Source organism: Photobacterium minamisatsumaniensis (assembly GCF_050336695.1).
GTDB classification, from domain to species: domain Bacteria; phylum Pseudomonadota; class Gammaproteobacteria; order Enterobacterales; family Vibrionaceae; genus Photobacterium; species Photobacterium minamisatsumaniensis.
Map to the genome: position 1 here is coordinate 1 of NZ_JAKJSI010000074.1, position 14,822 is coordinate 14,822.

Consider the following 14,822-nt stretch of genomic DNA (forward strand, 5'->3'; position numbering starts at 1 on the left):
CAACAATACTAGATATAGAACCCAAGAATCACTAAAGATACGTTACAAATATAATAATAATTAATTATATTAAAACGACTGTRCTATTTAAATAGTTTTCAGGACCTTATCACATTAATAAGTTACAGACTATTTTAATTTTTATTAACAATTATATAAATTAAAAACAAGGACAGTTGCTATGAGTTTGAGAAAACAAATCGTTATAAATACCTTTAAAGAAATTTTAGATAATCCAAATTCTTACTCAAAGGAAAATAATCCAAATTTAGAGATATACCCCGCGCTAGATGAAATTGGTTTCATTATGAATGCTAATAACAACTCCGAAAATGACGTATATAAAAAATCAAACAAATTTACTCTCAGTAAACATTTTCTCCCTTCGGAAACTTTAGATTCTCGGCAAGGTATTTTAAGAAAAATAGACTTACCTACAATAATGAAGGTTGTTGAAAAAATCACAAGTACAATGAATAGTAAAGAGTCCGCCCTATTCCCTAACCTTTCGCGACGTAATTTCTTAAAAGCTGGCGCAGGTACTTGTACAGCACTCGCTTTATCCCCAGTAACATCACTTTTTGTCACGAATGATGCTCAGGCAGGTGAGATTACAACTCTATCTAGCCAAATACTTCTGAATAACCCATTAGGCCATCATGGGAAGCCTATAGACCCTGCAACTGGGTTATATCGATATGGTGAAGGCTATCGGTTATACAACCCCAATCTAGGTATTTTCATGCAATACGATCATGATGCAGCTCCCTTTGGCTCTGGTGGTATAAATGGCTATGCATTTTGCTATAACAGCCCACTCACATTTATTGACCCCGATGGACGAAGTGGTAAGTTTATAAATTGGTTTAAAAATATAGGTCACAATATTAAGGCGGCCTGGGGAAACGGTGGGTTTAAAGGTTTTTTTTCAGCCTTGACAACATTAATAACCGAAATAACACCTATTAACATTATAATAAAGGAGGTTGGAAAAGTCTTTTTTGAAGGAGAAGCGTTAGCAAAATATATATCAACCGTAGATCAGATTTTAGCTGCTGCTTTTAATGTTTCGCTTGCTATTGCAACAGGTCCTGCAGCCCCGCTAGCGCTTGCCGCTTGTGCGGCAGGCCTTGTATCTGCCTCGCTGAATATGGCAGCTATTCATATAAACGACCCGACTAAAGCCAGAAAGCTACAAACCTCTGGCATGATTTTTGGCTTGGCAAGTGATCTAGCCTCAATGGGTAACGGATTATTTAAAACTCCCGGCGTGGGTCCTTGGTCGGGCTACAATTTGGCCAAAATGAAACCAATAACAACTTCCGGTAAAGCTGGAAAGTTTGGGCTCAATGTAAGTAAAAAATCAGGCAAACTTGGCGCAGTTTCAGAAGTTACTGGTGCAATTAGTGGCAGTATGGCTACAACTGGATACTTCGCAGGTAATGATACATTGAGTCAAGCTGCTAACATAGTTGGCACAAGTGCTCAACTAGGCAGACTTAAAGCCTATTCCCCTCAAAGAGATAAAATAGCAAAAAACAATCTTTTTCTTCGCTACTCTCGCAAACATACCTTTAGGGCTAAACAATTCAAAGAAGGAATCAGAGCTGTACGCACAAATCGATCTTTGCTGACAAACTTTAACATTAATGAAACAAATTCAATGCATGACAATAATCATTTAGCCCGATGCTAATGCGTTAATAAACCCTTCTCAAGCCTCTGAAGTAACCTTTAATATATGTTAAGGATATACAATGCTATCTACTCCTAGTACCGTTAGAAACCACGAATTATCCTCTCAAAAAACCACAAGTATAGATCCAGCAACACGCGCCTTAAAGTGCACAATACCGCTCGGTGTTATTAATCATGGTTATGGACAAGCTCACCCTTATGCGTTAGTTATCGAATACAATATGTTGGCCCCAAAATGGAGTAATTACGGCCAAGGCTGGAGTATCCCTCATACTTGGATAGACAGGGGTGATAAATCAAAACAAAAAGTAGGTGATACATATGAAGAAAATCACCCTATTCTTCACCTACAGGACGGACGATCTTTCACGATATACTACCGCAACAGTGAAGGTTGGTATAAAATTTCTGACAAACATACTGATGATATTAGAGTCTATTATTGGAACAGAAACAAATACACAATTTACTACAAGGATGGTCGCCGAGAAGATATTATATTTTTTGATGATCAGAAAAACAGTGGTTTAGATGACTCGGCATATACAGTAAAAACCTTTTCAGTCAGCGGCCAATTTTATACCGAAGCTAAATATGGTCCATGCTATTCTGGTGGGCAGCTATATCGAGGTTCTAAAAAACCTTTTCGCCATGGGCATCCAACATTGCGTTATATAAAAGACAGCAATGGAGAGGAAAGGGTTTCGGTGAGTTATACTCACAATAAAGTCACTCTGACTATAAAAGACTCTTATCATAATTCTCGCACAATTGTGCTGTACTTGGCTGACGGCCTTGATGCCTTTAACTACCTAACCTCAATTACCGTCGATACCGATACCCTATTTAACTTTGAAAATCAGCTTGTAGGTGGACATGATCTAAAATACTATCCATCAGGTGTAAATTGGTACTATGCAATCACAAAGATCACACATGGTGTTACAGGGTTGATCGAGGAAGTATTCTGGTCCAAAGATTTATGGGCTCGTCACCCTGAAGGAAAGGAACAACAATACGAACTTAAGTACAGAGTAAGCAAGTTTGAGCAAAAAAGCGCCTCAGGAGAAATTCTTACCAACACAGAGTACAATGATAAAGTTGAAATTCATGGCATCACAATACCAAGTTATTTTAACTACACAGGATATGGCGACTTCAGCTCTGAAGGTTCTCAGAAAGACCCTATCTACCATGCGCCATCAGGCTACTCGTACTTTACAAATGAACTACATTTAGACAATGACGGTACCAACCTTGCTAAAACAAGCTATCGATATAATAAATTTCACCTATTAATAGAGCAAAAAAAATATACCAATGGCTCACTCATACAATTACAGGCTTATCACTATCCAGCAATGCTCAACAAATGGATGTATGAGCAGCCCGATAATTATGATAAGCCAACTCAAATAGATACTACTTATTATCAAAACGGTAATGATCGAACCGAGTCCGAACACTTAAAATATGACAAATATGGAAATGTCATCGAACATGTCCACTCCGATGGAAGTATGGAGGTATTCACCTATACCTTGACTACAGATGGGCCAGAGGGTACTGACATGAAAAGTCATATAAAATCTTATAGGCATTATGCGGCAGGTTCTAATCTAACCTCTGAGACCCAATATACTTATCAATGGATTACCGCCTCTACTAATAAAAATATTAAAACTAAAATTAAAACCCTTGAAAGTACTACTAGTTACATAAGTAATGACGGTTCCGGAAACAAAACCATTACAAAGTCCTACCATAACTTTACATATAGTGGGGATGACCTAACTTTTGGACGTAACTCAAAGATAATAGAAACAGTTAATGGTTTCAATACTAGTTATGATTACACCTATTCGGAAAATAACGGTGAAGTCACGACTACAGTCACCGAAAGGAGCTATGATACTTTAACTAGAACAACAGCTGTCACTGATAACTGGTACCTAGGTAAAACGATTGAAGAAAAGGATTACCATGGAAACATAACAACGTATGACTATTATCTTACCGGAGCAAATTGGGGGAAACCTAAAAACTTAGAGACCTTAGCTAATAATCCACTCTACACTGCAAAGCGTACTTTCTCAAACAATGGAAGTAGTTTCACTGATATTAATCCATGCGGTATAGCTACACATCACAAAAAAGACGGCTTAGGCCGTTTATTGCAAACGACTAAAATAGATCAATATGGAGAAGAGCGAATACTCAATAGTTACGAGTACAACAAACTTGGTCAACTAATTATAGAAAGAGAATATGATTTCTTTTCAGATGGGTCTAGTATTCAGGGAATAACTCGATATGAGTATGATGCTTTAGGAAATGTCAGTAAAATCACTTATCCTGATGAGCAAGTCGATATTATCTCTATCAATCCTGTAACACTTACTACTGAAACCAACACGTTAGATGCTAGCGGTGTACCGCAACCGCTTAATTTACAATTTTTTAATGTGAATGGTTCTATTGATAAAGAAGAAATGCATAGTCAAGGTGAAATTTTTACAACAAAGTATCATTATGATACCCATGGCAACCTAGTCTCTAGCGTATTAATGATACCAGGTGAAGAGTTTAAAACTACCAGTTACCAAAATGACGCCTTTGGAAGAGTGACAAATATAACCGAGCCTAGTGGAATCATTAGCAAGTACGAGTATGCAGAGTTTACTACACAAGATTTAGTGACAAAATTAACTAACATAGCCAACGTTACTATTGTTGTAGGAGAGCGTGTATATGATGGGCTTTCACGTATAATCTCAGAAAGTACCAAAGAAAGTGCAGCAGGTACAACTCAATATAATTATGAAAGTGGAGCAGACGTCGAGCCCTTTCTTATTACAACGCCTAGAGGTGCCATTTACCGTGATATTAATAATAACTTGGGTGAAATAACTAAAATACAAGCAGGTAAAATAAATAACACTTATACCTATAACAACTCTACAGGAAGAATGTCGAAAAGCACTAGCAATAATAACATGGTTGATTATATATACAATCGCATCGGTCACTTGATTCAAGAAAGTCGAACAATCGATGGGATTACATATAATTCCTATTTTACATATAGCTTCTCTGGTCTACTAGAAAGTTATACCGGATATTTTGGAGAAACAGAATTTTATGAATATGACCATCTAGGACGTATATCTAAAGTAACGTTCAATAATAAAGAGGGGATAATGTGCTCATATATAAATATGACTTATAATAGTCGAGGCTTACCGATTATAGGTGAAATTCGCACAGAAAACCCTACCACAGACAAAGGGAATACACATTATCTACATTTAAATTATGATAATTTAGGCCGTGAGATAGAGAGAGAATGGCAAGGAAGCAACGGTATCGTTTATATTAAATTGATAAATAACTTTGATAATTTTAGTCGTTTGAAAAATAGAGAGCGTTACTATGAAAATGATTTAATACTTTCAGAAGATTATATATACAATGATGAAAATCAACTCATTCAGTATATTGCTAAAGGACCTCTATTACCACAAGATGCCTATGGTAATGAAATCACTGAAGAATTATACACTTACTACTCAGTAGATCGCCAGAAATCTAAAAAAAGCCATTTCAGAAATGGAACCAGCAATAATCAAGTTCGTACCTATGGATCGTCTATTTTACAAGATCGTCTACGCCTGAAAAAAGTAGAAAACACACACAGTAGTTATAGCTCGTCAGCAAGCATTCAATATAGTAATGCAGGTGATATAGTCGTAGATGAAGAAGGTAGAGAGTATATATACGATGAAATTGGTCAGCTATATCAAGTAAAAACCTCATCTGGACATATAATTTCGACATATACATATAATGCTGAAGAACAACTAGTGAAACAAGAAATGGCGAGCGGTGAAACAATTATATACTTGCACAGGGGGGATCAGCTAATCTATGAGGTTTGTGGAGATACATATACAAAATATAATCGTACAGCTAATATTGAGGTTAGTCGTGTTATATCGACACTGAACGGTTCAAACGTTCTAACACAAATGACTTTGACTGATCAGCAAGGGTCAATTTTAGAGCGTAATAATGTAGGATATGTTGAATCAGCACTTTCATTAGCTTATACGCCATTTGGAACATCAAGCCTTACCCAAGATAAAAATAGTACTGTCCCTAACATTTCATCAGCTTCTGTATACCCTGAATCATTAGATTCTACAGGGGCAATGATAGAGCTTAGTGTATCCGCTTTTTCACCAAATGGTAATAAGCTCACATACAACTGGACTCAAGCAAATGGTCCTAGTACTGTTACTATTTATAATAGTAATAGTACAACAGCCTATGCTAATATAACCTCGACTCCTGCTACGGACTCGACTTATACATTTATTGTCACTGTCAGTGATGGTGTATATTCAAGCTCAAAATCCGTTCAAGTATATCAAGCTGGCAATTCTGCACCTTTAATTACTTCAGCAAAAACAATTCCTACAAGAACATTTGGTGGAAATACAGTAACTTTACAAGCGATGGCAGAGGATCCAGAGGGAAAAATATTGTCGTACAAATGGGAACAAATAGCTGGGTCCACCTCTGTAGCTATACAAAATAGTGATAAAGCAACAGCTACCATTGATAAATTCCCTAATTTAGTTGGTGCACCAGCCACTTACAAATATAAATTTAAAGTTATAGTCAGTGACGGAAAAGCGACATCTTCACGTATAGTTTCTATTGGTAACTCATAAAAAACAGGTAATATTAACGCCTCATAAATAGTTTTTTATGAGGCTTATAACARATATAAAACAGAATGAAATCAATTACTCGAGAATATTAAAAAGTTTATCATGTTACTGTTTCGTCACTAAATAGGAATTGTTAATAAATCTTTTATTTTAGGGTTGTAGTGAATGCACTCAGAATCGATTCTGATGTCTAAGTGAGTTCCAACTAATTCAAACAAAGATAACTTTGATAAATAACAAAGTCCTAAGTCATTAAGAGTAACATCGATATTATCTATTACAATTTCAAACTCACCCTCAATTTTTACAATTAATTCATAATATTGTTTTAAAGACATAGTAGTTATCCCAGTTCAAAAGTTAGTATGATTCTGCTATTTTAAGTGATAATATTTTTAATTCTTCACTCAGCCTAGCCCTAATAGCATATGCTATAAGTACGATTAATACCGTGAACCAATCTCTAAAAACTATCGTAAAGATAATATTTAATGTCATCGTACAGTTTTAGATTAAATCTGATAGCTAGATCTACAATTTCGACATAGCTTTTAAACTCATGCATAATTTATCAAAATGAAAATAACAAAGAATAACTTTACCGATTATAAGGCTTATCTTGTTATATTTATTGATTTAATTCTAGCAGGTAATTGAGGGATAAATGAAATAAAGATTATGTGGTATTGTTAAGGAAGAAATTGGAAGGTAAACACCTTCCAATTATTTTTGGGACTTACTTTAATCTAGCTCAGCTAGCAGAATATGTAACCTTGACACTTTTAATCTTTTTATTTTCTAGATTATATGAACGTTCAAATTTATCACCTGAACTGCAGGATACAACTTTTTTCTGAGTTTCCCCATCCACATTACCTTTCAACTTAGTTGTTACATTAAGCTGGTAATTATTTTCGCTTTCAAAGTAGTTACAACTAACAGTAACATATTCATCAGTAATGATATATGAAACCATGCCAGCAATTGAGTCCTCGGCCTCTACAGGTGTCAAGGTAAACCCATTTCTTGTCTTCCCATCTACAGCGACACCACTCTCAACGACGAATACATCAGTAACTCCACCAACTAATAATTTAGCATCAACGTTCCCTTCGGTGCTAAGACTAACAGGAGCAGCATGAGCACTAGCAACCATCATAGCAGGAAAAACAATTAATGCAGATAATAGAAGTTTCTTCATAGTATATAAATCCTTAATAAACGTTTAGATATTAGTTTGCAATTAGATATTTAATTACATAGTAAAATTACAATATTATTAATAATAATCCCACGAATTTGATTGTTATYTTAGGACCAAGTCCAAAATTAAAACACACATTAAAATAGTAGATAATTAAGGTGTCAAATCACTTCTTTTAAGTCATCATTAAAAACTCAAGATTAAAGGTAACTCTTCGTTTACCACAATAAACATAACTAGAGTAATTATAAGCCACCTACTAAAATATAATTTACGACTAGTGATATCGATATTATAAATTAAAGTGTTAACTTACCTATTAATTATAGGAGATATTCTCCCCTGTTTTATTTAGTCTAATTTACTCCAAGCCATATCCCAATGTAGGCCGTCTCCCGGAGCATAAGCCCAGTTGTTTTGGGTACACCAGTTAGACGTTACTCCTTCGTTACATTCATACACCCCATCGTTCGATGTTCCTGTAACTTTAACTTTAGTTCCTCCAGTATAACTTCCAATCCCATCAGGATAAACATAATCATGAATAACAGAGTTATCGTTATTATCGGCGTTATCATTATCCTCATTGACAGTAATAGTAATAGTTTCAGATGATCTAATCCCAAAATTATCCGTAACACGTAGCTTCACTTTATACTTACCTATTTTAGTAGGTGTAAAGGTTGTCACCGGAGAATACTTATCGTCCAAACTCTGATTATTACCATTTGGTTTTTTCACACTCCATTTATACTCAATGATATTACCATCATCAGTTGACTGAGAACCATTAAGTGAAACAGGCTCACCTAAGCGATTACTGCCCTGTACTTGTATAATTGTCGTCGGTGATTGATTGCTATCTTCATTACCTAATACATTAAATTTCACTGTGTCGCTGTCTTCCAACAAACCATCACTTACAACTAATTCGAATTTAAGTTGTTGTGTTATATTTTTCAAAGTACTTGTATCAACGTCTAGATTTTTACCAGTACCATCTGATGGGAGTACTACTGACTCACCAAAAATTTGAACCCATTTATACGTTAACTGATTATTAGGTTGCTCATTATCGTAACTTTGAGATGCATTAAGCGTAAATGTTTGACCATGAATAACATCACCAACAGGAGTTGCAATTGATACAGGGGCCGTATTGTCTTCGGCATTGACTAGAGTAAACTTCACAGAATCTTTAGATATTACACCATTTTCATCTGTAACTTGAAGCTGAAATTTTAAGGTGGCATTTGTAACACCATCGAATGCTCCTTCCTCAATAATGAATAGAGGTGAAGGCGTTTTCTTTCTCTTTAAAATAACATTTTCTTTAGCTAGCCCTGTTGCTTCTTTTAATTTCCAGAAGTAAGTAAGCTCCCCCTGTTCACTTGTTGACCCTGAACCATCTAAATGATATTTAGCGTTTACCTCGTAGCTGGAAGTAATATCTTCACCAGCTTTGGCAACTGTAATGAGGTCTGTAGAGCCCGATAATTCAGTTAATGACTTACACTCTGCATCACTCTCTACGTTTATACCGCATGAATAAATAATTTTATGCATTTCAATATTCGACGAATTTGATGTTTTTGTGTATCCCAGCCCTTCCCGTGCGGAATTTATAAGATAACCGTTATCATAGTCTCCCATCCACATAAACACACCGCCCAAGTTCATCTCTTTAGCATATTTAGCCTTTGAGTATACTGTTCTTGGCGTATCCAGTGAGATGAAAAAGTTTCTGCCTTCACTATAGATATAATCGGCATTTGCCTCTTTATCCGTATAAAGGTGATAGTCATCATCTTCACTTAAATTTGCATTTATTTTGCCTATTTCTAAGCCTTCTGACTCGGAGATTGATAAAAAGTTTTGCTCTAAGTCATACCATTCAAACGTCCCTTTTTCGTATGAACCACCGACATGCTTATCTCCATTTGGCATACTGTATGTTCCCGATAAAGGCGAAAACGAGTCAATATCAGCATTCGACGCATTTCGGCTATAGCCAGCATATCCAATATGGATTTTGCTTGATTCTATATCTAATACCTCGATCATATACTGAATTGAAAAGTCAGCTGACCAATCAGAATTTTCATATGAGTGTAAATTTGTATGATGGCCTAACGATTCTGCCCATGGTGTCCCAAAAAAGTCATAAGTCATTAGGTGTATGGTATCAACACCATGATCGACCAAAGCTTTCAAGTTAGAAGCATCAAGTTTATCCTTCGGTGCACCAGCAGCAATGGCAATAGTCACATCAGTATGCCCTGCGTCATCAAGAGCTTCGCGAAGCTCTTTAATCAACAGTTTATAATTTTCACCATCTTCAATAGACTTGCTATTACCATCAGCTCCCCCTCCACCAGGGTATTCCCAGTCGATATCAATTTGCGAAAAAAATGAGAAATTATTGAAGACTTTAACAGCACTATTAATAAAAACTTCTCGATCGCCTTCATTTGATGCCATACGAGAGAAAGGTTCAGAAAGCGACCAGCCTCCAACACTAAATGCAATCGTAAGATCATCACCATTATGTTGCTTTAGTTCTTTCATTGCTTTAAACATGCCGCCGTTTGCAGCGCCGTTATACCAATCATGAACACGTTGCGACTCTTGAATCCAGGTTGCAGGAGGTTCTACAGCACCACCTGCATTACTTGCAAAGTCACCATGCACATCAGTTGTCATTACTTCGAATGTTTTAGGAAGACCTCCTGTTGGTTTTGTATAGCCACAAATTGTTTCTAAACTATTTACTGCACTTGTAATGTCGCTATCACCAATACCTGTTCCACATAAACCAAAAAAGGATAATACAATTTTGTCATATGACGCAGCTACTTTATCTACATTAAATTCTCTAGCATATTGTGCCCAATTTGATATATAAGCCGTTACCACAGGTAGAGATTGATCTTTCACGTATTCATTTGCAATATAAGTGGATTGATGCGTTTTGGGTCCTTTAGGAGCAAAGAAATCTTGACGTTCAGCTAGCTCCGATGATGATAAAAAACGTTCATCAGCCCATGAGTATTCCACATTATTCACGCTTGCATATGACGTTCCACAGAGGACAGAAAGAACTAATGCAATTTTAGTTTTGTTAAAAGTATCCATATAAAACCTATATTGTGTTTGAGTTAAAACATTATTAATAGATAACCAACAGCTACTTTTATCAAGTTAAAATAAAAACAACTTTAACATTTTAGGCGCTCATTCCATTTCACATTATTTTTTAATTAATAAATATCTCTTTAGTAAATTTCGTCCTGCATCGCTGTAATATAAAACAAGTTTAATACTGAGGTGGTAAGATTTAAAATCTCACTTAATTTAACTGGTCAGTAAAAATAAATATCAGATGTAATCTGACAAGTCTCTAAAATATTTACTAACATACTTGCCTGTAAATAAATACTTTTATATTTTAAATATTTCACACACAATATAATGGTTTAATAATGATAAAATATTCTATTCCTTTGCTTTTATTCAGTTTAAATACTGTTGCAGGTGATATAATCAGCGGCGTGGACCTTGAAGACTTCAATGGCCAAAAAATTAAATTAATTTACAAGACTTACGGTGAACCGATTGTTTTACCCGCGTCTATCAATTCGTATAACTTCGAGCCTTTGTTTTTATCTTCCATCCAAGCAAATTCTACAATTGTCAGCAATGATAAATATGGCTTAGATGATTACTATTTTTTTGAATCTGAATCTGTGGACGACATAAAAAGCGCATACTTGGCTCTTAGTAGCATGACAGAGGTCAAATCAGTCTATATAGAACCACTGGCTCTCCCCTTATCCCTGCCAAACACGAATCCACCTCCACCCAGCAGCAGATTATTGGTTGACGACCAACTCTATTTAAATAGTCCCGAGGGAAATGGTAATTTGTTTGGCGGTGTGAATGCTAAATATGCTTGGTCACTTCCTGGTGGCAAGGGGCATGAGGTCGATATTATCAGTTCCGAAGGCGGAAGTTACTTTTTTAACCATGAAGATCTCCCTTATCCATTTATCATTATCGGGGATGAATCATTTAATAGTGGGTGGGGAGACCATACCACACAAAGTGTCGGTGTTATGTCCTCAATTGACAACGCCTATGGAACCACAGGTATCGCTAATGCAGCAAGAGTCGGCTGGGTTAAATACGGCGCTGAGAACCTCCTAGAAGCTGTCAATAACCTAGAAAAGGGAAGTGTTATTCAGGTTGGAGTACAATACGGAGTAAAATTTGGGTCATACTGTTCTAATGGATGTCTGCTACCAGTCGACTGGGCTGATGCTGTATATGATGTTATTAGATACGCGACTGAAGAAAGAGGAATTCATATCATTCAGGCAGCGGGTAATGGTAATAAAAACCTTGACCACTACGAATTCGAAAATAAGTTCAATCGAGAACTGAGAGACTCGGGAGCTATTATGGTTGCAGCCTCTGATGAAACAGGCAGAAGAGCCTCATTTACTAATTATGGCTCAAGGATTGATTCTTTTTCATGGGGTATGGATGTTACGACTACATCAGGTGGTTCGAATAACAACTCATCATTTTATACGCATTATTTTAGTGGTACCTCATCTGCTAACCCAATTGTTACTGGTGCAGTCGCCGGCATACAGAGTACTGCCATTGCAGCAGGTTTAGGCCCTATTAAACCTTACACCTTGCGCGATATTATCACGAAGACAGGTACTCCTACCCCATATCCAGAGCCCAACAGATACATCGCAACTCAACCAGATATGAAAAAAGCAATAAATACCATTATGGATAGCCATGAAACCAAGGCTATAGCAGGTTCAGATATAACATCGTTGGTTAATAATGAAGCAAGATATAATCTCGACGGCACCAATTCTATTAGTGCACAAGGTCAATTATCATACACCTGGAAATTGAAGAAAGCTGAAGGCCTAGAAAGTAGTGACATCATTTTAAAGCAAAAGAAAAATGCCTCGGCTTACTTCACAATCCGCGAAGGTGCGTCTTACGAAGTTAATAACATAAAGTTAACCTTTAAGCTAACTGTCAAAGACGAGGTGGGTAACGAATCCACCGATACCATGAAATACACCCTGTCGAGAGCTTCCGGTGATAATGAAAAACCTAATGTCATTATCCATACGCAAGGTTCATATCTGGGAACATCAATATTAGTTGACGGTTCTGCATCTTCAGGCAATAACGAAATTGCTAAGTTTAAATGGGTAGTAAAGGGACCTGATGGCAACGTTCAAGAGGTTGATAACAAGAATTTGGCCGTCACTAGCTTTGTTCCACGAGAAGCCGGGGAGTACACAATTAAACTACGCGTAGTTGATAGTCTTGGAGTAAGTAAATCCAAGAAAATAACATTATTGGTGAGCGAAAAGACAGGAGAAAGCAACAATGATGAATTTGACTTTGCATACCCTGATGGTATAGGTAACTATGTTTCTGGTACGACTGTTTCCGTAACAGGGACAACTGATGACGGGATTTACGAGTGTTCAATAAGCGGATGGTGTAACCAAAATAACTGGGCATATAAGCCAGGTGATGGGCTTTATTGGAGTTCTGCTTGGAATAAAATACAGTAGTAACTTTGTCTCGATTAGCATAACTTATGCCTAGCGTCTACATTTAAGGTCACAGAACCTGCTATGAGACGCATTCAATGTTTAAAAACATGATGGAGAGTACTTACTATTACCTCCATCATTATTACTTAAATACTCAACCATAATACCTCAAGTAAGCTCTCAATAAATATTTACCATTACACAATAATGTTATTTATTGCATAGCTATGATGAGTCTCCGAATTAATTTATAATGACAGAAAAGCTGAAAATGGAATGAACCATTGAGAGAGCGTTACAGTAATAAAGGGAGTTCCTATTCAGCCTACACAGTACTGACCTTGGCGTAGCTCTTCAGCATTGAGACATACCCGTTAATAATTACATCTGCAACAAAGACCCTTCCCCTTCATATACTGCTACTTACATTGCAAGATGTCATTAAAGAAACGCTCACTAATATTAATGCTTTCATAACTACGTTTACTTTTCTATTGTTTAAAAATAAAAAGCAAAGTATATGCATGTATCCTGTGAATAGGTCCTAAAATTTATCGCGCTTTAAGTAAATCTAATTGATAAGCAGTATGAGTGCGGTATCATATAGTTCATGCGTAATAAGATACGCTGATAAGTCGCCGTGATTACTATATAGTTCAAGTATTAAGGATAAATGGAAATGTATATAAAAGTAAAATTACTACTCACAATTCTGGCAATTGGCTTATCTTACTCCACTCATGGTGGCTACCTCTATTTTTCGAACGGTTGGAGTGCTCCAAGCGATAAACACATGAATAAACGAGCAGCAACTAAGGTAGTGAGTCAATGCAGAACAGTATCTATCTATATTAATTATGCAGGATCGAAAACAGGTGCTGTTGTAGTGGCCGGTCCACATCGAACCGAGGCTGACAATAAGCTACACCTCACCGTTAGGTTGTATAAAAACGGTAATCATGATAAATCTTGCCATATTTATACTGGCAAAAACCTTTTTTACAGCAGCTGTAACTGTGAATATATTTAGCCGTTGCTTTTCATTTCTACGGTAAAGAGTAAAATTTTTCAATCATAACGGGCAATCGATATTACAATAAGACTTTAGTAGTCATAGAACATATTGAGCAATATAAAAATAAAAAGAGTCGCTTTAACAACAAGATGATAAAACGACTCATTTAATCATTTAAATCATATTCAAAAAATTGTATTTCCGGTTTTCTCTTTTACTTTGATCCATTTAAATAAATCAATTGGCGAATCAGTTGATAGCATGTCGGCACTATTTCTTTTGATTTTAACAATACGATCTTTAGAATAAAGTACTAATTGTTCTGTCGCACCTGATGTATAGTTAGTATTATACTTTATTAATATCAGCGAATCACCGTACTTAAAAGCAAGAGAAGAGGAGTTATAAACAATTTCATCACCAACTCTTAAAACAGTATCAATAATTCCATTTTGACATGATAAATAACCCTCATAAGATTTAAACAAAACCTTTTGATAACTATGACAAGTGTAAGTTCTATAAAAAGACGACAATATTATTATTGTATTGAACACTAATATTAAAAT

7 protein-coding genes are annotated in these 14,822 nt (G+C 36.0%); 3 read left to right on the forward strand and 4 right to left on the reverse strand.

Going from position 1 to position 14,822, the window contains the following annotated elements; genetic code table 11:
• The first annotated feature begins 181 nt into the window (after positions 1-181).
• The gene (locus tag L4D78_RS27410) at positions 182-1,696 is read left to right on the forward strand and encodes an RHS repeat-associated core domain-containing protein (RefSeq protein WP_428469848.1); all 1,515 of its coding nucleotides are present in this window, start codon (positions 182-184) and stop codon (positions 1,694-1,696) included.
• 61 nt (positions 1,697-1,757) lie between these two features.
• Positions 1,758-6,434: an RHS repeat domain-containing protein gene (locus L4D78_RS27415; RefSeq protein WP_428469849.1), complete on the forward strand. Its 4,677-nt coding sequence runs from the start codon at positions 1,758-1,760 to the stop codon at positions 6,432-6,434.
• 119 nt (positions 6,435-6,553) lie between these two features.
• Here the strand turns inward: L4D78_RS27415 and L4D78_RS27420 are convergent, their stop codons facing one another.
• From L4D78_RS27420 to L4D78_RS27430, 3 genes are all read right to left on the reverse strand, one after another.
• Complete coding sequence (locus L4D78_RS27420) at positions 6,554-6,772, reverse strand: hypothetical protein (protein ID WP_428469850.1); 219 nt, start codon at positions 6,770-6,772, stop codon at positions 6,554-6,556.
• Between the two features lie 413 nt (positions 6,773-7,185).
• The gene (locus L4D78_RS27425; protein WP_428469851.1) at positions 7,186-7,635 is read right to left on the reverse strand and encodes a hypothetical protein; all 450 of its coding nucleotides are present in this window, start codon (positions 7,633-7,635) and stop codon (positions 7,186-7,188) included.
• 354 nt (positions 7,636-7,989) lie between these two features.
• Positions 7,990-10,773 (reverse strand): glycoside hydrolase family 18 protein, encoded by a 2,784-nt coding sequence (locus L4D78_RS27430; RefSeq protein WP_428469852.1) that lies wholly within the window; start codon positions 10,771-10,773, stop codon positions 7,990-7,992.
• A gap of 347 nt (positions 10,774-11,120) precedes the next feature.
• Here L4D78_RS27430 and L4D78_RS27435 point away from each other — a divergent pair, with 347 nt between their 5' ends.
• Positions 11,121-13,256, forward strand: coding sequence for a S8 family serine peptidase (locus L4D78_RS27435; RefSeq protein ID WP_428469853.1), 2,136 nt, complete (start codon positions 11,121-11,123; stop codon positions 13,254-13,256).
• A gap of 1,182 nt (positions 13,257-14,438) precedes the next feature.
• Here L4D78_RS27435 and L4D78_RS27440 read toward each other — a convergent pair.
• A partial coding sequence (locus L4D78_RS27440; protein WP_428469854.1) for a hypothetical protein occupies positions 14,439-14,822 on the reverse strand: 384 nt, incomplete at its 5' end.

Excerpts from the sequence above, each read along its gene's own strand:
- L4D78_RS27435 (WP_428469853.1), top strand. The coding sequence starts at position 11,121 with ATGATAAAATATTCTATTCCTTTGCTTTTATTCAGTTTAAATACTGTT.
- L4D78_RS27425 (WP_428469851.1), bottom strand. The coding sequence starts at position 7,635 with ATGAAGAAACTTCTATTATCTGCATTAATTGTTTTTCCTGCTATGATG.
- L4D78_RS27415 (WP_428469849.1), top strand. The coding sequence starts at position 1,758 with ATGCTATCTACTCCTAGTACCGTTAGAAACCACGAATTATCCTCTCAA.
- L4D78_RS27420 (WP_428469850.1), bottom strand. The coding sequence starts at position 6,772 with ATGTCTTTAAAACAATATTATGAATTAATTGTAAAAATTGAGGGTGAG.
- L4D78_RS27430 (WP_428469852.1), bottom strand. The coding sequence starts at position 10,773 with ATGGATACTTTTAACAAAACTAAAATTGCATTAGTTCTTTCTGTCCTC.
- L4D78_RS27410 (WP_428469848.1), top strand. The coding sequence starts at position 182 with ATGAGTTTGAGAAAACAAATCGTTATAAATACCTTTAAAGAAATTTTA.